Source organism: Pseudomonas sp. QS1027 (assembly GCF_002814235.1).
Taxonomy (GTDB): Bacteria; Pseudomonadota; Gammaproteobacteria; order Pseudomonadales; family Pseudomonadaceae; genus Aquipseudomonas.
Map to the genome: position 1 here is coordinate 223,901 of NZ_PHSU01000003.1, position 20,657 is coordinate 244,557.

General features: G+C 63.3%; 22 protein-coding genes. 11 read left to right on the forward strand and 11 right to left on the reverse strand.

Annotated elements, in window-relative coordinates; translation table 11 throughout:
• Positions 1-37: 37 nt before the first annotated feature.
• From yiaY to CWE01_RS01650, 4 genes are all read left to right on the forward strand, one after another.
• Entirely contained in the window at positions 38-1,186 is a 1,149-nt protein-coding gene (gene yiaY, locus CWE01_RS01635; RefSeq protein ID WP_100938776.1) for an L-threonine dehydrogenase, read from the forward strand.
• 129 nt (positions 1,187-1,315) lie between these two features.
• Complete coding sequence (locus CWE01_RS01640; protein ID WP_100938777.1) at positions 1,316-1,888, forward strand: TetR/AcrR family transcriptional regulator; 573 nt, start codon at positions 1,316-1,318, stop codon at positions 1,886-1,888.
• 89 nt (positions 1,889-1,977) lie between these two features.
• Positions 1,978-2,841 (forward strand): oxidoreductase, encoded by an 864-nt coding sequence (locus CWE01_RS01645; RefSeq protein ID WP_100938778.1) that lies wholly within the window; start codon positions 1,978-1,980, stop codon positions 2,839-2,841.
• Positions 2,842-2,851: 10 nt separating this feature from the next.
• Complete coding sequence (locus tag CWE01_RS01650; protein ID WP_100938779.1) at positions 2,852-3,523, forward strand: NAD(P)H-binding protein; 672 nt, start codon at positions 2,852-2,854, stop codon at positions 3,521-3,523.
• On the opposite strand, the gene CWE01_RS01655 is transcribed toward CWE01_RS01650, so the two are convergent.
• On the reverse strand, positions 3,498-4,022 hold the full coding sequence (locus CWE01_RS01655; RefSeq protein WP_100938780.1) for a DMT family transporter: 525 nt from the start codon (positions 4,020-4,022) through the stop codon (positions 3,498-3,500). The two genes, CWE01_RS01650 and CWE01_RS01655, sit on opposite strands and share 26 nt — an antisense overlap.
• Before the next feature lie 77 nt (positions 4,023-4,099).
• Here CWE01_RS01655 and CWE01_RS01660 point away from each other — a divergent pair, with 77 nt between their 5' ends.
• Together CWE01_RS01660 and CWE01_RS01670 are read left to right on the forward strand one after the other, a co-directional pair.
• Positions 4,100-5,020: a LysR substrate-binding domain-containing protein gene (locus tag CWE01_RS01660; RefSeq protein WP_100938781.1), complete on the forward strand. Its 921-nt coding sequence runs from the start codon at positions 4,100-4,102 to the stop codon at positions 5,018-5,020.
• A gap of 324 nt (positions 5,021-5,344) precedes the next feature.
• Positions 5,345-5,710, forward strand: coding sequence for a DUF6124 family protein (locus CWE01_RS01670; protein WP_256579297.1), 366 nt, complete (start codon positions 5,345-5,347; stop codon positions 5,708-5,710).
• 168 nt (positions 5,711-5,878) lie between these two features.
• Here CWE01_RS01670 and CWE01_RS01675 read toward each other — a convergent pair whose 3' ends face one another.
• A complete protein-coding gene (locus CWE01_RS01675; RefSeq protein ID WP_100938784.1) occupies positions 5,879-7,402 on the reverse strand; it encodes a fumarate hydratase in 1,524 nt (507 codons plus the stop codon).
• Between the two features lie 336 nt (positions 7,403-7,738).
• Here CWE01_RS01675 and CWE01_RS01680 point away from each other — a divergent pair, with 336 nt between their 5' ends.
• From CWE01_RS01680 to CWE01_RS01690, 3 genes are read left to right on the forward strand one after another with little or no spacing between them, the layout of a single operon-like run.
• Positions 7,739-8,845, forward strand: a complete 1,107-nt coding sequence (locus CWE01_RS01680; protein WP_100938785.1) for a diguanylate cyclase — start codon at positions 7,739-7,741, stop codon at positions 8,843-8,845.
• Positions 8,838-9,776 carry an iron-sulfur-binding ferredoxin reductase gene (locus tag CWE01_RS01685; RefSeq protein ID WP_100938786.1) on the forward strand — a complete coding sequence of 313 codons (939 nt, stop codon included), beginning with the start codon at positions 8,838-8,840 and terminating at the stop codon, positions 9,774-9,776. The genes CWE01_RS01680 and CWE01_RS01685 overlap by 8 nt, the downstream gene beginning before the upstream one ends.
• Positions 9,777-9,806: 30 nt before the next feature.
• On the forward strand, positions 9,807-10,556 hold the full coding sequence (locus CWE01_RS01690) for an enoyl-CoA hydratase (protein WP_100938787.1): 750 nt from the start codon (positions 9,807-9,809) through the stop codon (positions 10,554-10,556).
• A gap of 3 nt (positions 10,557-10,559) precedes the next feature.
• Here the strand turns inward: CWE01_RS01690 and CWE01_RS01695 are convergent, their stop codons facing one another.
• The 3 genes from CWE01_RS01695 to pyk form a co-directional block, all read right to left on the reverse strand.
• Positions 10,560-10,880, reverse strand: a complete 321-nt coding sequence (locus CWE01_RS01695) for a hypothetical protein (protein ID WP_100938788.1) — start codon at positions 10,878-10,880, stop codon at positions 10,560-10,562.
• A gap of 25 nt (positions 10,881-10,905) precedes the next feature.
• On the reverse strand, positions 10,906-11,094 hold the full coding sequence (locus tag CWE01_RS01700; RefSeq protein ID WP_100938789.1) for a hypothetical protein: 189 nt from the start codon (positions 11,092-11,094) through the stop codon (positions 10,906-10,908).
• Between the two features lie 198 nt (positions 11,095-11,292).
• On the reverse strand, positions 11,293-12,744 hold the full coding sequence (pyk, locus tag CWE01_RS01705; protein ID WP_100938790.1) for a pyruvate kinase: 1,452 nt from the start codon (positions 12,742-12,744) through the stop codon (positions 11,293-11,295).
• Between the two features lie 172 nt (positions 12,745-12,916).
• Here pyk and CWE01_RS01710 point away from each other — a divergent pair, with 172 nt between their 5' ends.
• Positions 12,917-13,291 carry a tol-pal system YbgF family protein gene (locus CWE01_RS01710; RefSeq protein ID WP_100938791.1) on the forward strand — a complete coding sequence of 125 codons (375 nt, stop codon included), beginning with the start codon at positions 12,917-12,919 and terminating at the stop codon, positions 13,289-13,291.
• Between the two features lie 227 nt (positions 13,292-13,518).
• Positions 13,519-13,878 carry a PilZ domain-containing protein gene (locus tag CWE01_RS01715; protein WP_100938792.1) on the forward strand — a complete coding sequence of 120 codons (360 nt, stop codon included), beginning with the start codon at positions 13,519-13,521 and terminating at the stop codon, positions 13,876-13,878.
• 24 nt (positions 13,879-13,902) lie between these two features.
• Here CWE01_RS01715 and CWE01_RS01720 read toward each other — a convergent pair whose 3' ends face one another.
• From CWE01_RS01720 to CWE01_RS01745, 6 genes are read right to left on the reverse strand one after another with little or no spacing between them, the layout of a single operon-like run.
• Positions 13,903-15,234 carry a DUF58 domain-containing protein gene (locus CWE01_RS01720; RefSeq protein ID WP_100938793.1) on the reverse strand — a complete coding sequence of 444 codons (1,332 nt, stop codon included), beginning with the start codon at positions 15,232-15,234 and terminating at the stop codon, positions 13,903-13,905.
• A gap of 13 nt (positions 15,235-15,247) precedes the next feature.
• A complete protein-coding gene (locus CWE01_RS01725) occupies positions 15,248-16,264 on the reverse strand; it encodes a MoxR family ATPase (protein ID WP_100938794.1) in 1,017 nt (338 codons plus the stop codon).
• On the reverse strand, positions 16,261-17,424 hold the full coding sequence (locus tag CWE01_RS01730) for a DUF4350 domain-containing protein (RefSeq protein ID WP_100938795.1): 1,164 nt from the start codon (positions 17,422-17,424) through the stop codon (positions 16,261-16,263). The genes CWE01_RS01725 and CWE01_RS01730 overlap by 4 nt, the downstream gene beginning before the upstream one ends.
• Positions 17,421-18,956 (reverse strand): DUF4129 domain-containing protein, encoded by a 1,536-nt coding sequence (locus CWE01_RS01735; protein WP_100938796.1) that lies wholly within the window; start codon positions 18,954-18,956, stop codon positions 17,421-17,423. The genes CWE01_RS01730 and CWE01_RS01735 overlap by 4 nt, the downstream gene beginning before the upstream one ends.
• Positions 18,943-19,923, reverse strand: a complete 981-nt coding sequence (locus tag CWE01_RS01740) for a stage II sporulation protein M (RefSeq protein ID WP_100938797.1) — start codon at positions 19,921-19,923, stop codon at positions 18,943-18,945. The genes CWE01_RS01735 and CWE01_RS01740 overlap by 14 nt, the downstream gene beginning before the upstream one ends.
• Positions 19,920-20,645, reverse strand: a complete 726-nt coding sequence (locus CWE01_RS01745; RefSeq protein ID WP_100938798.1) for an RDD family protein — start codon at positions 20,643-20,645, stop codon at positions 19,920-19,922. The genes CWE01_RS01740 and CWE01_RS01745 overlap by 4 nt, the downstream gene beginning before the upstream one ends.
• Positions 20,646-20,657: the final 12 nt, after the last annotated feature.

Consider the following 20,657-nt stretch of genomic DNA (forward strand, 5'->3'; position numbering starts at 1 on the left):
AAGCTGGGGGCAGTCCTCAGCTAAAGGAAGGCTTACCGTGAGCAGCACATTTTTCATCCCCGCCGTGAATATCATGGGCATTGATTGCCTGGACGAAGCCATGAGCGCGATTCGCAAGCATGGTTTTCGCAAAGCGCTGATCGTTACCGACGCCGGGCTGGCGAAGGCCGGCGTCGCAGCACGGATTGCCGGGTTGTTGGCGATGCAGGACATCGACTCGGTCGTGTTCGATGGCGCCAAACCGAACCCGAGCATCGACAATGTCGAGAAGGGCTTGGTGGCACTCAAGGCCAGCCAGTGCGATTTCATCGTGTCCCTCGGCGGCGGCTCGCCCCATGACTGCGCCAAGGGTATCGCCCTGTGCGCCACCAATGGCGGGCATATCCGCGACTATGAAGGCGTCGACCGCTCGGCCAAGCCGCAACTGCCGCTGGTGGCGATCAACACCACCGCCGGCACCGCCAGCGAGATGACCCGCTTCTGCATCATCACCGACGAATCGCGTCATGTGAAAATGGCGATTGTCGACCGTAACGTCACGCCGTTGCTGTCGGTCAACGACCCGGCGCTGATGGTCGCCATGCCCAAGGGCCTGACCGCCGCTACCGGCATGGATGCCCTGACCCATGCGGTCGAGGCCTATGTGTCGACGGCGGCGACGCCGATCACCGACGCTTGCGCGATCAAGGCGATTGAGCTGATCAGCGCCAACCTGCGCCAGGCCGTATTCGACGGCGGCGACCTGCAAGCCCGGGAAAGCATGGCCTACGCGCAGTTCCTCGCGGGCATGGCGTTCAACAATGCCTCGCTGGGTTTCGTGCATGCCATGGCCCACCAGTTGGGTGGCTTCTACGACTTGCCCCATGGTGTGTGCAATGCGGTGTTGCTGCCCCATGTGCAGAGTTTCAATGCATTGGTCTGCCCGCATCGCCTGAGTGATGTGGCCAAGGCGCTGGGGGCCGACATCCACGGCATGAGTGCCGAGGAGGGCGCCCAGGCGGCCATTGCGGCGATTCGCAGCCTGGCCAGGGATGTCGAGATTCCTGCCGGTCTGCGGGAGCTGGGCGCCAAGTTGCAGGATATTCCGATCCTCGCCACCAACGCCCTGAAGGACGCTTGCGGCCTGACCAACCCTCGGGCGGCGGATCAGCGGCAGATCGAAGAGATCTTCCGCAGCGCGTTCTGAGGCAGAACCCCATCCCCCAGTGCCTTCCCCCGTCGGGGAGGGTGCTGTCACGACCAGCGGGCTTGCAAACCAGCGTTCAGACAGGTTTAATTGAGTGATTACTCATTTATAAGTTGAACGCTCCTCCCCATGGCCCGTCCGAAAAGCGAAGACAAACGCAACGCTATCCTCAGTGCCGCCATCGAGGTGTTTGCCGAGCAGGGCCTGGGTTGTCCGACGCTGAAGATCGCCCGGCTCGCCGGGGTCGCCGAGGGCACGCTGTTCAACTACTTCAGTTCCAAGGACGTGTTGCTCAACGAACTCTACCTGCATATCAAGGCCGAGTTGCGTGACGTGATGATGCCCGGCTACCCGCGCACCGAAACGGTGAAGAAGCGCGCCCGGCACGCCTGGCAGAGTTATGTCGACTGGGGCGTCGCCGAACCGCGGAAACGCAAGGTGGTGGCTTTGCTCGGGATGTCCGCGCAGGTTACCGAACAGAGCAAGTTGCTGGGGATGCAGGATTTCTGCGAGGTCAACGAGATGATGCAGGAAAGCATTGCCAGCGGCCTGTTCCGCGACCAGCCGGCGGCGTTTGTCTCGGCGATCATGGGTGCCCTGGCCGATACCACCATCGATTTCATTCGCCGTGAACCCGACCAGGCCGAGCGTTATGCCGAAGCCGGTTTCCAGGCATTCTGGAGTGCTACCGCCAAGGAGTAGGCGAGGCTGTTTCTTGTATTGAAGCTCTGCGTTGAAAATGAGTGAGTGCTCACTCAATATTTATCTCAATAATCGTAAGGAGTACAAGCATGTCTAAAGTCTGGTTGATTACCGGCAGTGCCAGCGGCCTGGGTCGCAATATCGCCGAGGCGGTTCTGGCTGCGGGGGAGCGCCTGGTGGCGACGGCGCGCGAGCCGCAACGGTTGGATGATCTGGTGGCGCGTTATGGCGACCAGGTGCGGGTGGTGGCCCTGGATGTGACGGACGCGGCGGCGGCTGAAGCGGCGGTGCAGGTGGCGGTCGATAGCTTTGGTCGACTCGATGTGCTGGTCAACAACGCCGGTTACGGTCATCTCGCACCTTTCGAGCAGACCGAGGCAGAGGCGTTCCGCGCCGAGGTCGAGACCAATTTCTTCGGCGTGGTCAACGTGACCCGCGCTGCATTGCCGGTGATGCGCGGGCAACGCAGCGGGCACATCCTGCAGATTTCCTCCGTGGGTGGGCGTCTGGGCATGCCCGGGCTCAGCGCCTATCAGGCGGCGAAGTGGGCGGTGGGTGGTTTCACCGAGGTGGTAGCGCAGGAAGTGGCGCCGTTGGGGATCAAGATCTGTGCCGTGGAGCCGGGTGGCATGCGCACCAACTGGGCAGTGCGTGCAGGCCAGGGCACACCCACGATCATCGACGACTACCTGCCGAGCGTCGGTGCGATCCGGGAATTGCTCGGTACCTACGCCGGCAATGAGCCGAGCGATCCTGATCGGATTGCGCAGATCCTGCTCAAGCTGGCCTATCACGAGCAACTGCCGCTGCACCTGTTGATCGGCAACGATGCCTTGCAGTACTGCGGGCAGGCCGAGACCGCCCGTGCCGAGGCGGGGGAGCGTTGGTTGGAGGTCAGTCGCGCCGCCGACTACAGTGCTCCTGTCGAGTTGCCAGCATTTCCAAGCCACTGAGAGGTCATCCATGAAAGTCTTGTTGTTCGGTGCCACCGGCATGGTCGGCCAGGGTGTGTTACGTGAATGCCTGCTGGCCGACGATGTGCAGCAGGTCCGGGTCATTGGCCGTACGCCGGTGACCCAGACCCATGCGAAGCTCAGTCAGGTGGTGCATGCCGACCTGTTCAACTACCAGGGTATCGAGGCCGAGTTGCAGGGCTTCGATGCCTGCTTCTTCTGCCTGGGTATTTCGGTGGTGGGACTGGACGAGGCGCAGTACACCCGGGTGACCTACGACCTGACGATGGCTGCGGCCGAGACCTTGTCGCGGCTCAATCCGAACATGACCTTTGTCTATGTCACGGGGGCGGGCACCGACAGCAGTGAAAAGGGCCGCAGCATGTGGGCGCGGGTCAAGGGGCGTACCGAAAACGCCTTGCAACGGTTGCCGTTCAAGGCGGTGTACCTGATGCGTCCCGGTGCGATCCAGCCGTTGCATGGCGTGCGTTCCAAGACCGCGCTCTACCAGGCGGTCTACACGCTGGCCGGGCCGCTGATGAGTGTGTTGCGGCGGTTGTGGCCGGACACCATCCAGACCACCGAAACCATTGGCCGGGCGATGCTGGCGGTGGCCCGAAACGGTGGGCCGCAGCCGATTCTCGATCCCAAGGCGATCAATCAACTGTCTTCGCGAGGTTGAGGCTTGGTTGGGTGGTGGCGGCTGACGCGGTGTTTTTCGGGGCGGCGCTGAACTGGATCATTGCCACCCCGGCGATCAGCAGCACGGCACCGACCATTCTCGGTACGCTCATATGGCGTTCCACCAGCCCGAACAGGCCGAAGTGGTCGAGCACCAAAGAGGCGACCACTTGCCCGGCCAGCGCCAGGGCGACAAATCCCCCAGCCCCCAGCTTGGGCACCAGCAGCACCGCCAAGGCCACGAAACACACACCGAATACGCCGCCGAGCCAGATCCAGGTCGGCGCCTTGGCGGCAAAGGCCAGGTTCGGGAGCGGCAAGCGCAGTGCGAGTATCACCGGCAACAACACCGCCATGCTCACCAGCAGCGAGACCAGTGTTGCCCATAACGGGTGACCCAGGCCGCGGCCCAGGTTGGCGTTGATCGCGCTCTGAAACGGCACGACTGCGCCGGCGATGGCGGCCAGGGCCAGCAGTCCGGCCCAACTCAAGGTACTCATGATCATTCTCCAACAGGTTTTGCTGGACTCTAAGGTATTCGCCGGGCAAATTTAAATTCCAATAAGATATCAAGAACATGCATCGGATGAATGATCTTCGTCGCATCGACCTCAACCTGCTGGTGATCCTTGACGCCTTGCTCGCCGAGCAGCACGTGACCCGCGCCGCCGAGCGCCTGCATCTGAGCCAGCCGGCGGTCAGTCATGCCTTGGCGCGCCTGCGCGACTTGCTGGGTGATCCGCTGCTGGTGCGGGTCGGTGGCGGCTTGGTGCCGACGGCACGGGCGTTGGAACTGGCGTTACCGTTGAGCGATGCGCTGGGGCGGGTGCAGGACCTGCTGGCACCACAAGGTTTTGATCCGGCGTCGGCCAGACGGACGTTTCGCTTGGCGATGTCCGACTATGGCGCGGCGATGTTGTTGCCGGGTCTGGTTCGGGGGTTGCGGCGGGATGCGCCGGGGATCGACCTGCAGATCACCCAGGCTAGCCGCGAGGGTATGCTGGAGCTGTTGCTCAATGGCGATATCGATGCGGCAACCGGGGTGTTCCCGGATTTTTCGCCGGCGTTGCGCAGTACCCATCTGTTCAGCGAACACTACGCCTGCCTGGTGGACCGGGACAGTTTGCCTGCAGAGGGCGTGCTTGATCTGCCGGGCTACCTGTCGCGGCCGCATGTGTTGCTGGAAATGCGTGGCAGCGGGACGGCGGAAATCGAACGGGCGCTGAGTGCGATTCATCAGCGTCGGCGAGTGGCGATCAGCTTGCCGCATTGGGGTGTGGCGCCGCAGTTGATTGCCGGTACGGACCTGATTTTGACCGTGGCTTCGCGCAACTTGCGTAATATCGATCATGAGCGGCTGGTGGTGGTACCGCCGCCTTTCGAAATTCCCTCGTTCGACTTTATTTTTGTCTGGCACCAGCGCCGGGATGGGGATCAGGCATTGGGGTGGTTGCGCGAGTGCATGCGCGCGGTGGTTACTGTGGGCACGCTAGATTGAGGTGCAATGGGGGGCTGTTTTTCGGCTATTGGAGGACGTTTCTCTTTCCCTTGACTGAAGTTTCCTAGAAAATCCAGATCGCTTGCGCCAGGAAAATCACGGGACTAGGCTCTGGTCCGTCACTGCTATTTCAGTGATCGGGTTTAGCAGCCCGATTGACTTCCAGGCGCACAGAAAGCGCCCATATCCATTTGGCTGGCGCTTTTTTCATGCCCGCTTCATGCGTTATGGCGGCTGTGCGTGGGGCGCCTTCGGGCGCGCTGGGTTCCTGGAGTCCCGGTCTGCTAACCCGCGTACAGTCGCCACCCACCTCGTTTAGCAGCGATGGATGACGATTCCACTACTCCGGAGGACGTCATGTTCAAAGTTACACCCAACCCACCTGTTTGCGCAGACCTGAAACTCAACGCGGTTGTCGACCGGGTTTTCGCTCACTACAACCTGCCGATCAGCGATGATCCGATGGCCACCCGAAATGCTTGTAAACCGAATCATCCGAACGGCGTCGAAGAAGCGCTGATTGATGTGTGTGACATCCTTGAGTCGGCTGCCGCGACGGCTTATGAATCCGCCGACCAACTTGACGGTTCGAAACGCAAACTGGCGCTGGGAGTCGTGCGCCTGATCGAACTGGCGCGCAAGCGTGTGGATGACACCTTGCAGCTCTGGCCTGTCTCCAGTCACGCCTGAATGTAGGAGCTGGCTTGCCGGCGATGGCGGACGATCAAGCACCGCAAGGCTCAAGGGCCTCATCGCCGGCAGGCCAGCTCCTACAGGTGCCGCGTGTTCCCCAAGATCGCAGGCAATAAAAAAGCGGCCCGGATAACCGGGCCGCTTCTATTCCTGCAACAAAAGCGCTTACTGCACTTCCACCGCCAGGCTGTCGTGGATCTTCTTCTGCCAGATCGCGGGACCGGTGATGTGCACCGACTCGCCCTTGGAGTCGACCGCGACCGTCACCGGCATGTCCTTGACCTCGAACTCGTAGATCGCTTCCATGCCCAGTTCGGCAAAGGCGACGACCTTGGATTTCTTGATCGCCTGGGCCACCAGGTAGGCGGCGCCACCCACGGCCATCAGGTACACGGCCTTGTAGTCCTTGATCGCTTCGATGGCGGTCGGGCCGCGCTCGGATTTGCCGATCATGCCCAGCAAGCCAGTCTGGTCGAGGATCTGCCGGGTGAATTTGTCCATGCGCGTTGCCGTGGTCGGACCGGCCGGCCCGACGACTTCTTCACGCACCGGATCAACCGGGCCGACGTAGTAGATGAAGCGACCCTTGAGGTCCACCGGCAAGGTTTCACCCTTGTTGAGCATTTCCACCATGCGCTTGTGCGCGGCGTCGCGGCCGGTGAGCATCTTGCCGTTGAGCAGGACGGTTTCGCCCGGCTTCCAGCTCTGCACGTCTTCCGGGGTCAGGGTGTCAAGGTTGACACGGCGGGCCGACGGACCGGCTTCCCAGACGATTTCCGGGTAGGCGTCCAACGGTGGCGCTTCCAGCGAAGCCGGGCCGGAACCGTCGAGCACGAAGTGCGCGTGACGGGTGGCGGCGCAGTTGGGGATCATGCACACCGGCAGGGATGCCGCGTGGGTCGGGTAATCCATGATCTTCACGTCGAGCACGGTGGTCAGGCCACCCAGGCCCTGGGCGCCGATGCCCAGTTGGTTGACCTTCTCGAACAGCTCCAGGCGCATTTCTTCGATGCGGTTGGAGGGGCCACGCTTCTTCAACTCGTGGATGTCGATGGACTCCATCAACACTTCCTTGGCCATGACCGCGGCTTTCTCGGCGGTGCCGCCGATACCGATGCCGAGCATGCCCGGTGGGCACCAGCCGGCACCCATGGTCGGCACGGTCTTCAGTACCCAGTCGACGATCGAGTCGGACGGGTTGAGCATGGCCATTTTCGATTTGTTCTCGGAGCCGCCGCCCTTGGCCGCCACGTCCACTTCCACGGTATTACCCGGAACGATGGAGTAGTGGATGACCGCCGGGGTGTTGTCCTTGGTGTTCTTGCGCGCGCCGGCCGGGTCGGCCAGGATCGAAGCGCGCAGGACGTTTTCCGGCAGGTTGTAGGCGCGACGCACGCCTTCGTTGATCATGTCGTCCAGGCCCATGGTGGCACCGTCCCAGCGCACATCCATGCCCACGCGCACGAACACGGTGACAATCCCGGTGTCCTGGCAGATCGGCCGGTGGCCGGTGGCGCACATGCGCGAGTTGATCAGGATCTGGGCCATGGAGTCGCGGGCCGCCGGCGACTCTTCCCGCAGGTAGGCCTCGTGCATGGCCTGGATGAAATCCACGGGATGGTAATAGGAAATGAACTGCAGGGCGTCGGCAACGCTCTGTATCAGGTCGTCTTGCTTGATCACGGTCATGGGTCGCGCTCCTCTATAAAGACGGGAACATGGAAATAAGGTGTTTGCGACCTGTTTGTATCTGGTCTGTCGAAAACATCTTTTGAGACGAGCCGGGCACGCATGACCGGCACAAAATAAGGCGCGGCAGTATAACCCGCCCTTGAGCCTGGCACATCCGTCAGTCGTCAAACCAAGGTCGCAGAGGCATCGGCACTCTTCTTGCCTTCTCGTCCAGATGAAACTGTATGAGTGGCAAAAAATTGAATAGTTATTTTTGATCCAGATCACTAGAGTGGCAAGTGGCCTGTACGGGAAGGAAACCCCTTGAGCCCTCAGCGCACAGTGAGTCAAAGATTGACCCATAAAGCCATACAGAGTCTGTTACGCAAACGCTTTGCCCTGGCTGCCGGCACCTATCTACTGGTGCTGTCGCTGCTATGGGTAGCGATTTTCACCGACCACTATGAGGCCAGCGTAACCACGGGCCTGGTCGGCAGCGGCCTGGTGATTCTCAGTCAGGGCGTACTCGGCTGGCTATTTATCAGCGGTCGCAACCGGCTCTTTCGCGATCCCAGCCTGACCGAGCTGCAGGTGCTCATAGGCCTGGCTTGGCAAACCTACCTGATGGCCAACCTCGAAGAGGCCCGCGGCACGTTCCTGGTGTTTTATCTGCTGGTGCTGCTGTTCGGCATGTTTCATCTGCCGCAACGCAAGTTCATACGCTGTGCGGCGCTGGTGTTCTTCTCGTTTGCCGCGCTGAATCTCTGGGAGGGCTACCACTTCCAGTTGCCGGACCCGGGCCTGGCGTTGCTGCAGGTGTGCGTGCTGTTTGTCGTGCTGCTCTGGTTGTGCCTCTACGCCAGCTACGTGCAAGCCTCCCGCCAACGCATGCGCCAGCGCCGCTTTGCCTTGCAGGCCCACCAGGACACCCTGCGCGGGATGATGCGCCAGTTGGAAGACCTGGTGGCGACTGATGAACTGACCGGGCTGTACAATAGACGGCATTTCCTGCGCCTGGCTTCCCGTGAGCTGGAGCTGATGGACGCGGATGTGGTCCATGGCCTGGCCTTGATCGACCTTGATCATTTCAAGCGGATCAACGATATGCACGGGCACGCCGCCGGCGACCAGGTCTTGCAGGCGTTCGCTGCCGTGGCCACGGCCTGTGTGCGCGACGGCGATGTGCTGGCGCGCTATGGTGGAGAAGAATTCGTGTTGCTGTTGCCCAATGCCGATCCCGAGCGCCTGACCTCCTGTTGCGAGCGCTTGCGCCTGGCCTTTACCCAGGTGGAGCTGATGGGGGTGGCGGTGAGTAACCTCAGCCTGTCGGTCGGCATGACGCTGGTGGGGGTGGAAGACGACCTCGACGATGCCTTGCAACGCGCCGACCAGGCGCTGTATCGCGCCAAGCGTGATGGCCGTAATCGCTGTTGCGCGGCCTGGGAATACACCGATGCCTGAGCTGCGGGTGGGTGAGCGGGGCTGGTCGGTGGAAACCGGCAGCAACCTGCTCGATGCCTTGAACCAGGCGGGCGTGGCGGTGCCCTATAGTTGCCGCGCGGGCAGTTGCCATGCCTGCCTGGTACGTTGTGTACACGGCGAACCGCAGGACAACCGACCGGAGGCCCTGGCCTTTGCCCAGCGCGAGCGCGGCTGGCGGCTGGCTTGCCAGTGCCAGGTGCGCGAAGACCTCCAGGTCGAAGTCTTCGACCCGCGCCGTGACGGTCTGTCGGCAACGGTGGCCGAGCTTGAATGGCTGAGCCCGACGGTCCTGCGCCTGCGCCTGCTGCCCGAGCGCAGCCTGCGCTACAGCGCCGGCCAGCATCTGGTGTTGTGGACGGAGCAGGGCGTTGCCCGGCCTTATTCGCTGGCCAGCCTGCCCGAGGAGGACCGCTATCTGGAGTTCCACCTCGATTGCCGCCAACCCGGCGCGTTCAGCGACGCGGCCCGCCGGCTTCAACTCGGCGCGCCGATCCGCCTGGGCGAACTGCGCGGCGGTGCCTTGCATTACGATCCGGACTGGCACGCCCGGCCACTCTGGCTGCTGGCGGCCGGTACGGGGCTGGCGCCGTTATGGGGGGTGTTGCGCGAGGCGCTGCGCCAGGGCCATGAAGGACCGATCCGTCTGGTTCACCTGGCCCACGACGACAGCGAGCATTATCTGGCGCTAACGTTGAACGAACTGGCCGCGCAGTTCCCCAACCTGAGTGTCGACTATGTGACGGGGGCCGAACTGCCGGACTTTCTGGCCAAACTGCGCCTTGTCTCCCGGCAGACCCTGGCTCTACTCTGTGGGGCCCCGGCGAGTGTCGAGGCGTTGGCGAAACGTCTGTACCTGTCCGGGCTGCCGCGCAATCAACTGCTGGCCGATGTGTTCGTGCCGCACGCCTGAGCGCCGGGTCCCCACAATAAGAGAATCTCCATGACTGACGCGATTGTGCTGGAGCGCGAAGGCAGCTTGCTGACCTTGCGCCTGAACCGTGCCGACAAGAAGAACGCCCTGACCCGCGCCATGTACAGCCAGCTGGGCCAGGCGTTGCGGGAAGCGGACGCCGACCCCGAAATCAACGCGGTGTTGATTCGCGGCAGCAGCGAGTGTTTTACCAGCGGCAACGACATTGCCGATTTTCTCGAAGAGCCGCCGAGTACTCTCGACAGCCCGGTCTTTGCCTTCATGCGCAGCCTGCTCGATTGCCGCAAGCCGGTGATTGCCGCCGTTGCGGGCCCGGCCGTGGGGATCGGCACGACGTTGCTACTGCATTGCGACCTGGTGTATGTCAGCGCCGATGCCCGTCTGCGCATGCCATTCGTCAACCTGGGGCTGTGCCCGGAATTCGGTTCGAGCCTGTTGCTGCCGCGTCTGCTCGGTCATGCCCGGGCGGCGCAGTTGCTGCTGCTGGGCGAGGGCTTCAGCGGCGAGCAGGCGGCGACCTGGGGCCTGGCCACCGAGGCCTTGCCCAGTGGCGAGTTGGCGCTGGCCAAGGCGCGGGAAGTGGCACTGCGCTTCGATCAACTGGCCTCGGCGGCGGTGCAGGTCAGCAAGCAATTGATGAAGGACCCGGATCGCGAGCAACTGCGCCAGGTGGTCGAGGCTGAAGCGGTGTTGTTTATCCAGCGGCTGCGCTCGCCCGAGGCCATTGCGGCGCTTTCGGGTTTCATGACCCGGCGTTGAGCGTCAAGGTTTCCCGGACGACTTTGCCCGATGCCCGGGTTGCATGAGACTCGAATAGGCGGAGATCACCGACACCCACGTCAGTGCCAGTGCGCCGACCAGGATACTGTCCTTCTGTTCTCGCAAAATCCCCAGTTCGTGGGCGCTGGAAAAATAGGTCAGTGAACCCAGCGCGATGGCCGCCACGACTCCCTGGCAGGCGGTGATGATAATCACCGCGTGGATCAGTTCTGCGGGTTGTCGGTAATACAGGGACCGCCCCAGATAGAAGGCGATAAGAATCAGGCCGGCGATAATCGAATAAGAGGTCTGTTCCAGTGTCATGGCACCCTTCCTTGGGGCGGTAGTGTCAGGTGGGTGTTGTGACCCATAATCCGGCCAGGGCGCCCAGCAGCAAGCCTGCCAGCAGTGCACCTCCCATGTTGGGGAAGAGCATGCCAGCCAGGCTGGCGCCCCCCAGCGTCGTGGCGATCATCTGGATATCCATCATCCGGCTGAAGGGGTGGCGGGTGATGGGAGGACAGTTTCGGTCTTTCATAGCGCTTCTCCTTGCCGAGGCTTTGGCGTGCATCCGGCGGTCAAGTGACAAGGCTAGCCTGTCAGCTGATCTATGTGCCGACACTACAGTGAAAACAGAAAGAGCCTACACAGCCTCCGCGGCGGTTTTTCTCCCAGGCATGAAAAAGCCCCGCCCTCTTGCGAGAGGCGGGGCTTTTTTACGGCTGGGTTGCGAGGATCAAACCAGTGGGTCGCCCACGTGCAGGATCTTCATGCCGTTGGTGCCACCGATGGTGTGGTAGCTGTCACCCTTGGTCAGGATGACCCAGTCGCCTTGCTCGACCACGCCGCGCTTGAGCAACTCGTCCACGGCAGCCTGGCTGACTTGCTCAGGCGGCAGCGAAGCCGGGTCGAACGGCACGGTGTAGACGCCACGGAACATCGCCGCGCGGGCCTGGGTTTCACGGTGCGGGGAGAACGCGTAGATCGGCACCGAGGAACGAATCCGCGACATGATCAACGGCGTGTAGCCGCTTTCGGTCAGGGCAATGATCGCCTTGACGCCCGGGAAGTGGTTGGCGGTGTACATGGCCGCCAGCGCGATGCTCTGGTCGCAGCTTTCGAAGACCTTGCCGATACGGTGGCTGGAGGTCTTGCTGGTCGGGTGCTTTTCAGCGCCGACACAGATACGCGCCATGGCTTGCACCGCTTCCAGCGGGTAGGCACCGGCGGCACTTTCGGCCGAGAGCATCACGGCGTCGGTGTAGTCCAGCACGGCGTTGGCTACGTCGGAGACTTCGGCGCGGGTCGGCATCGGGTTGAGGATCATCGACTCCATCATCTGGGTCGCAACGATCACCGCCTTGTTGTGGCGGCGTGCATGCAGAATGATTTTCTTCTGGATGCCCACCAGCTCGGCGTCGCCGATTTCCACACCGAGGTCACCACGGGCAACCATCACCGCGTCGCTGGCCATGATCAGGCCGTCGAGGGTTTCGTCGTCGGCCACGGCTTCGGCACGTTCGATCTTCGCCACCAGCCAGGCAGTACCGCCGGCCTCGTCGCGCAGTTTACGGGCGTATTCCATGTCGGCGGCGTCGCGTGGGAAGGACACCGCGAGGTAGTCCACTTCCATTTCGGCGGCGAGCTTGATGTCGGCCTTGTCTTTTTCGGTCAGGGCCGGGGCGGTCAGGCCGCCACCGCGACGGTTGATACCCTTGTGGTCCGACAGCGGGCCACCGATCAACACCACGCAGTGCAGCTCGGTGTCGGTCGCGGTTTCAACGCGCATGACCACACGACCGTCGTCGAGCAGCAGTTCGTCGTCGACGCCGCAATCCTTGACCAGGTCCGGGTAGTCGATACCGACGACCTGTTGGTTGCCCTCGGTCAGCGGATGGCTGGTGGAGAAGGTGAAGTGATCACCGACCTTGAGTTCGATACGTTTGTTGGCGAACTTGGCGATACGGATCTTCGGACCCTGCAGGTCACCCAGCAGCGCGACGAAGCGCCCGTGCTTGGCGGCGAGGTCGCGCACCAGCTTGGCACGAGCCTTGTGCTCGTCGGGAGTACCGTGGGAGAAGTTCAGACGGGCAACGTCCAGGCCAGCGAGGATCAGCTGTTCGAGAACTTCCGGCGAGTTGCTGGCCGGGCCCAGTGTGGCGACGATTTTAGTACGACGAACGGACATGCAGAGACTCCTGAGTTCAAGCGCAGCGAAAGGCTACTATGCTCCTCTGCTGTAGTCATTGTTCATTTGCACTACTTTTCTGCGAATGATTTTTTTCGAATAGGTTGTTTGGCGAACACTCTGGAGATTTTCGCCATCGGGTCGATACACTAGCAAGAACAGGAGACCCCCCATGCGAATTTTGCTCGTTTTAGCCCTGGCAGCCAGTGTGGTCGGTTGCACCCGCTGGTCGATGGACAGCCATCTGAACAATGCCTATCGGTCCTATGATCGCGGCAACTGTGAGGACGTCATACTGCAGTTGTCCCAGGTCGACCGTGAGAGCCGCACCCGGCAATACATCCAGCCGGAAGTGTCGATGCTGCGCGGCCAGTGCCTGGAGCGCCAGAAACTGTTCGTCGACGCGATACAGACCTATCAGTTCATCCTCGCCCAGTACCCCTACAGCGAGTATGCGTACCGCGCCCGGGCACGCCTGGATACCTTGCGGCAGTTAGGGCACACTGATGGCGCAGTGCCAGCTCAAGTCAGCCCCGCCCCGTTGTAATGATGGTTGAAATATTAGTAACTGGCTCTCTGCCAGCTTTGCGCTAACATTCGAGTGTATGGTTTCAGTTTTATCAATTCCTTTGAGTTGAAAACCATGGCTCGGTAGAGGTTCTGCGATAGGGCGATTTGCCACTATCGCGCCGAGACCAAGGGAGAGCAGGACCGTCCGTCTGCTCCGTAGCATTAGCGCGGCCATGCTGAATGGCCTATATAGCGATCATTGCCATGTCTACTGAGCGTCGAATCGAGCGGCATCAGCTGCCTTATTTCCTGCAAGTGTTCAATCGCTACACCGGCAAGCCTATTGGCTACCTGGGCAATGTCTGCGAAGAAGGACTGATGTTGATCAGTCAGTTACCCTTGCTGGTCAAGGCCGAGTTCGAGCTGCAACTGAAGCTTCCGTTCGGCGATGACGCCCAGCAATTGATTGACCTGACCGGTCTCTGTCTGTGGTGCCATGAGGAGACCACTCCGGGGTATTACGACTCGGGGTTCAGGCTGCTCGAGTCGTCCCCGGAGTATTTGCAACTGGTGGCGGCGTTGCAGCATTACTTCAGCTTCCATCCGTTGGAGGCTTCCGCTTAGCGCGGGGCTTCAAGGGGCGGGCTCTTACAGGGTTCCGGCCCTTTTCCAACTCAGGTAGCGGCTGACCAGATCGGCCCCCAGCTCGCTCGGGCGGGCGTCGAGCACCGGTACGCCATGGGCGGCCAGCCGTTCATGGAGGGTGGCCCGGGCATTCAGATAATCCACCGTGCCGCAGTAGGCCAGGGCTTCGGGCAGGGTCTGCACCGGTGCCTGGCGCAATTGGTCGAGCACTTCTTCCCTCAGGCTGGCCACCAGCACCCGATGTTGGCGGCCAAGACGTTTGACGGCGGTCAGCAGTGCTTCATCGTCGTCATCGCGCAGATTGGTCACCAGTACCACCAGGGCCCGACGTTTCTGCCGGGCCAGCAGTTGGCTGGCCGCGGCCTGGTAGTCCGCCGGGCGCTGGGTGCTGTCCAGGTCGTAGACACTGTTGAGCAGTACGTTGAGCTGACCCTGGCCCTTGACCGGGGCGAGAAAGCGCGGCTGCTCGCCGGCAAAGGTGCACAGGCCTACCGCGTCGCCCTGGCGCAAGGCCACATAGCTGAGCAACAGGCAGGCGTTGAGGGCATGGTCGAAGTGCGCCAGTTCTCCGTCCTGGCTGCGCATCCGCCGCCCGCAATCGAGCAGGAAGACGATCTGCTGGTCGCGCTCATCCTGGTATTCCCGGGCAATCGGCGTGCGCTGTCGAGCGGTGGCTTTCCAGTCGATCTGGCGCAGGCTGTCGCCTTCACGAAACTCCCGGAGCTGGTTGAACTCCAGGCCCAGGCCGCGACGCTGGCGTTGGCGCACGCCGAGCTGGCTGAGCCAGTTGTCGACGGCCAGTAGCTGGGCGCCATAAAGACGGGCGAAGTCCGGGTAGACGCGGGTCGCATCGGCCAGTTCCAGGTAGCGTCGCTCGGACCACAGGCCCAACGGGCTGGGCAGGCTGACTTCGCAACGCGTGTAGCGAAAATGGCCACGGTTCAAGGGACGCACGCGATAGGTCAGCTGGCTGCCTTCGCCCGGTTGCAAGGTGATGGCTTGGGGCAGATTGTCGAACGCCAGGCCTGCGGGGACGTGATCGAAGAGCTGCACCCGCAGGGGCGCGGGGTGATCGTGACTGAGCTCGAGGTGCACCTCGCCCCAGCGGCCCAGCGCCAGGCTACCGGGGAGCTTGCGTTTCAGGCACGGCGAGGGCAAGCGCCTGACTCGGACACCATCCAGCAGGCTCAACAGCAGCAAGGCCAGCAGCAAGCCCCAGCCAATCGAGTCGATGCACTCGGGCAGCTCGACGCCCAGGGCCCTGAGCGTGCCCAGGCCAATGCCCAGCGCCAGCAGGACGCCCAGCCAGATCAACAGCAGCCGTGAAGGTCTCATGGACGCACGGGCCTCACTGGCGCGGCGCCGGGACCTGGTCAAGCAGTTGCTTGAGCACCTGGTCGACCGACAGCCCTTCGATATCCAGTTCGGGGGCGATTCGCACCCGATGCCGCAGCACGGCCAGGGCGCAGCCCTTGATATCGTCCGGGATCACGAACTCGCCGCCGCGCAGCAAGGCTCGGGCTCGGGCGCCACGGACCAGGGCGATGGACGCCCGCGGCCCGGCGCCGAGGGTCAGGCCCGGCCAACTGCGGGTGGCCCGGGCCAGGCGCACGGCATAGTCGAGGACCTGCTCGTCCAGCGGCAACTCGCTGGCAATCCGCTGCAACGCCAGCACGTCCTTGGCTTGCAACAGGGTGCGCAGGGGCTGCACTTCGAGCATGTCGGCCTTGGTCGATCGGGTCACCTGACGGACCATGTCCAGCTCCTGCTGGGCATCGGGGTAATCCATGCGCAGCTTGAGCATGAAACGGTCCAGCTCGGCCTCGGGCAGCGGGTAGGTGCCTTCCTGTTCGATCGGGTTCTGGGTGGCGAGCACCATGAACGGCTGGGCGATGGGCAGGGCACGGCCTTCGAGGGTGACCTGGCGCTCCTGCATGGCTTCGAGCAGCGCCGCCTGGGTTTTTGCCGGGGCGCGGTTGATCTCATCCGCCAGCAGCAGGTTGGTAAACAGTGGGCCCTTGCGCAGCTTGAACTGTTCGGTCTGCAGGTCGTAGACCGCATGGCCGGTGACATCGCTGGGCATCAGGTCGGGGGTGAACTGGATACGCGCGAAGTCGCCGCCGAAGCAGCGCGCCAGGGCCCGTACCAGCAGGGTCTTGCCCAGCCCGGGGACGCCCTCGAGCAGCACATGGCCGCCGGCGATCAGCGCGGTGAGCACGTCGTCGATCACCCTGTCCTGACCGATCAGCACCTTTTGCAGTTCGTGGCGCACCGCCTGGGCCAGCTGGCTGGCGCGATGCCGCTGCTGTTGGGCATGGGCTTCGGCATCCACCGGGCTGGTCGGTTCGGCTTGTTGTTCGCTCATAGGGCATTCCTGAGAGTTTGCAGGTGGGCGACCTGGCGGCTGAAGTCAACGCTGGAAAGGCGTTGCTTGGGTCGCGGGCGCAAGGCCTGGCTGATGGCGCTGGTGGGTTGGCGAGTCAGGCGCGCGAGCACCTGCCATTGTTCGGCAACGCCGAGTCGTTCGAAACCGGGATGACGCTTGCGGGCCCGGCGCAGGATGTCCTGCTGCAAGGCCTGGAGCAGGGCTTCATGGCCGCTGCGACGGAGCAGGAAGTCGGCGCTGGCGCGCAAGTGTTCCTGCAGTTGTCGGCGTGCCCGCGAGGCGGGAGCCTGCAACGGCCCCTGGCGCAGGCCGACATGCCACAACCACAGGCCGAGGAGGGCGGCGAGGGCGACCAGGGCCTGGGGGAAGTAGCGCCATAACAGGGTCAGCAGGTTGTCGTGGTCGGTGTTGAACAGCAGGGTCACGTCGCTGTCCTGGGCCAGGTACCAGAGCAGCCAGGCGTTGTCGTAGCGGCCGATGGCGGGGTTGGTCCAGAGGTCGGCGTCGGTCAGCACGGTGACCGTGCCGGCGCCGTAGTCCAGTTGCATCAGGTGGGTGGAGGTGGCGCTGTTGGCCCAGGATTGCGCCAGGTTCTTCGGGTCGGACAAGTGGAACGCGGTGTCGAAACTGAAGTAGGCCGGAGCGTCTTCGTCTTCCAGGTACATGCGGGTCAACAGCGGGTAACGCTCGTCTTCCGGTTCCGGGCCGTCACCCTTGAGGTCCTTGCTCAGCAGTTGGTGCAATTGCACGCGGTCGAGCAGCAGGTCGCCACTGCTGCCGGTCTTGGGGTTCCACAGGGCCTCGGCGACAAACAGCAGTCGCCCACCGGCCCGGGCCCAGTTGAGCAACTGGTCGGCCTGGCGCGGGGTCATGTTCGAGCGCTCGCCCAGCAGCATCAGGTTCTGTCCGCGCGGGTCGAGGCCGGGGAGGATGTCCAGGCTGTTGGCATGGGTGACCTTCAAGCCGCGTTGGCGTAGAAACTCTTCGGCGGCCAGGTAAGGGTTGGCGCGAGCTTCGGGTGAAGGGCCGTGGTCGATGACCTCGGTGTAGGGCGTGGCCTTTTGATAGAGGTAGAGGCCGCCGCCTGCGAGCACCGCCAACAGTGCCAGGCCGATCAGCCAGGACAGGCGCCGGTTCATCGGACGGCTCCCCGACCGAACAACTGTCGCCAGCCTTCACACAGTGCCTGTTGCTGATGGGGCGCTGGCAGGCGATGTCCGTAGGCGAGGTTCTGCCAGTGGCCGGTCAGCTCCTGGCTGAAGGCCTGGAGGGCCGGTTCCGCCAACTGGCCGAGCCGTTCCAGGACCTGGCCTTCGGTATCGGCGCTTTTCAAGGGCAGTTGATAGTCATGCAGCAGGCGGCTGAGCAGGCCACGGTAAAGCAGGCTCATGGCTTCGCGCGGCTGCTGGGGCCAGAGGGCTTCGGCGCTGGCGGCGATATCCTCGGGCAAGCTGTCGATGTCCAGCGCCAGGCCGAACAGTTGCGGCGTGGCGTTCGGGGCGGCTTTGGCCCGTGGCTTCGGGCGCCGGCCGACGAAGGTCTGCCAGCCATCCCGATAGCTCCAGGCCAACCAGGCCAGCAATCCGAACAGCGCGGCCCAGAGCAGGATCTCCAGGCCTTGGGCGAGTGTGCCGGCGATGCGGCTGTCAAAACGCTCCAGCAGGGCCTTCAGCCAGCCGGAAGAGGCTTTGTCGCCGGCCTTGGCGGACGCTTCGCCCAGTCGCCAGCGGGTGACGGTTTCCGGATTCCTGAACGGTGGCGCCTGCAACTGCGCCTGGATCGCGTCATGGGAGGCCTGGCTGGTCAGTGGTTGCTTGAGCAGTCGCGGGGTGTTCGGTGCCGGTGGTTCGGCGGCCATGACCGGTGACGCGAAGGGCATCGACAACAGGCCGACGCCGAGCAGCAGTGCGGCGACCACCGGCAGCAGGCGCTGGCGCAACTGGCGGAAAATCAGTTCGATATCCCAGGCTTCCAGCACCGTCCTGCGGTTGAGATAGAGGCTGAAGCCGCAGGCGATATAGATCGGCTCCCAGAGAATCAGGATCAGCGCGTAGAAGGCGTTGCTCAGGTGTTCCAGCCAGAGCCATTCATGCTGGGCGGCGAACAGCAGTTTCTGCCAGTGCCAGTCGATGTCGATCTGCCGGGGCAGCAACAGATAGAACAGCGCCATCAGGCCGATCCACAGGACATATTCCAGGTGCGCGCCGATCAGCGTCAGCCAGCGCGCCGCGCCCAGGCTCTGGGGCAGGAGTACCCGCAGGCGCTGCTGGCGGGCTTGGCCGTCGAGGCCTTCGAGTTGTTGCACCGGCAAGGTGAAACTGCGGCTCAGGCTCAGGCGGCGCCAGGTCAGGCTCGCCAGCAGTTGTGGCTTGAGCAGGCGCGGCCAGGCCTTGAGTGCCTGTTTCAGGGTCGGGGTATCGCCGAACAGGGCCGAGGACAGGATATACAGCGGCAAGCGCTCGAACGCCGGTTTCAGCCACCAGAACAGCAGCAGGGCGATGGAGGGGTGTTCCCAGAGCAGCAGGCTCAGGAGCGCGAAGACCGGCAAGGTGACCAGCGCCCAGGAGCCCATCAGCAAGCCGCGATGTTGCTGGGCCAGCAGCACGCCGAGGTCCATGGCTTCCCAGGTGTTGCGGGGGCGAATGGCAACGCTGGCGTCAGTCAGGCGCATGCTTGCTCCGTCCGGCCAACAGCAGATAAGCGCCTACCAGCAGCCAGAGTCCGGCGCCTACTGCATATTTGAGTCGTGGTGCGAGGTGGCTCATGGACGACCAGTAGGCCTCGATAAAGGCGGCGATCAGCAGGAACAGGATCACCCCGCCGACCATCTGGATGCTTTTCTGTGCGTTCAGGCGCAGGGCCTCGCCGCGGGACAGGCGTCCCGGTGCCACCAGTGCCCAGCCCAGTTGCAGGCCGGCGGCCCCGGACAGGACGATGGCGGTGAGTTCGAAGGCGCCGTGGCCGATGACAAAGGACCAGAAGGTCTGCCCGTAGCCGATCTGGGTCAGATGGCCGGCCACCGCGCCGATCGTCAGGCCGTTGAACAGCAGGAAGAACAGGCTGCCCAGGCCGAACAGCAGGCCGCCGGCGAAGGTCTGAAAGGCAATGCCGATGTTGTTCATGATGTAGTAGCCGAACATCACCCAGTTTTCGCTGGAGGCCCGTGCGACGGTGCGTCCCAGGCGACTGGCGGCGGGGTCGTACATGGCCTGCATGTCGGCCACCTGCTGTGGGCTGACGATGCTGTAGACCAGGTCCGGAAACAGATAGATCAGCAGGCCGGTCAGCCCCAGGCTGGCGAAGAACAGCACGCCGGCAACCACGACGAAAGGCCATTGCTCGCGCACCAGGCGAGGGAAACCGGCGAAGACGAAACCCAGCACCGAGGTACCGAGGTGACTGCGGTGCCGATAGAGTTGCTGGTGCCCGCGCAAGGCCAACTGTTGCAGGGCATCGACCAGATGGCTGCTGTAGCCGCGTTCCTGGGTCAGGGCCAGTTGTTGGCACAGGCGCCGGTAATGGGCGGGGAATTCGCGCAGGTCGGTGGCTTTCGCCTTGCCGCGTTCCATCTGCTCGAGCCATTGGGCAAAACGTTGCCACTCGGGCTGATGGCGGCTTTCAAAGAGGCTCTGTTTCATGGCGGGCCCAGCAGTCCGTGGGCAATGCCGTTCAACTCGGCCGCGGCCCGGGACGCCGGAACACCCAGGGGCGTAGCCAGCAGCGCCGCGAGTTCGCGGGTGCGTTCGGCGCTGAGGTCGCCCTGGCGTTCGGCGAAACTCAGCACGGCGCGCTGTTCCGCCAGGCGCAGGACGAAAGGCGCGCTACGGGGTGTCGCCTGGGGCAGGCTGGGGCGTGGCAGCGGTTGTTCACGATAGACCACCAGCGTGCCGCCGGCCAGGTCGCCGAGGCGCTTGAAGGTCGGGTGTTGCAGGCAACTGACGGCACCGAGGAAATAACCGAACGGCAGCATGTCGACAAAACGCAGCAGGTTACGGGTCAGGGAGGCGGCCCAGCCGATCGGCGTGCCGTCGTCATGCACGACCCGCAGGCCCATCATCTGTTTGCCCGGCGAGCGGCCCTGGTTCAGCACTTCGAACAGCACCATGTACCACCAACTGACGAGGAACAGCACGATCGAGCCGAGACCCAGGCCCAGCTTGCCCAGCAGCATCAACGCGCTCAGCAGGACACCGAGCAGCACACCGCGCACGCCCAGGTCGATGGCGAACGCCACTGCCCGCACGGGCAGGCCGGCCGGACGCAGGGGCAGGTCGATACCTTCCGGGGTTTCGACGCGATAGTGGGTGTCCAGGGGTGTTTGCAGCGCAGTCTTCCTTTTCGGTGCTGAAATCGACGGCAAGGTCGCAGGTCC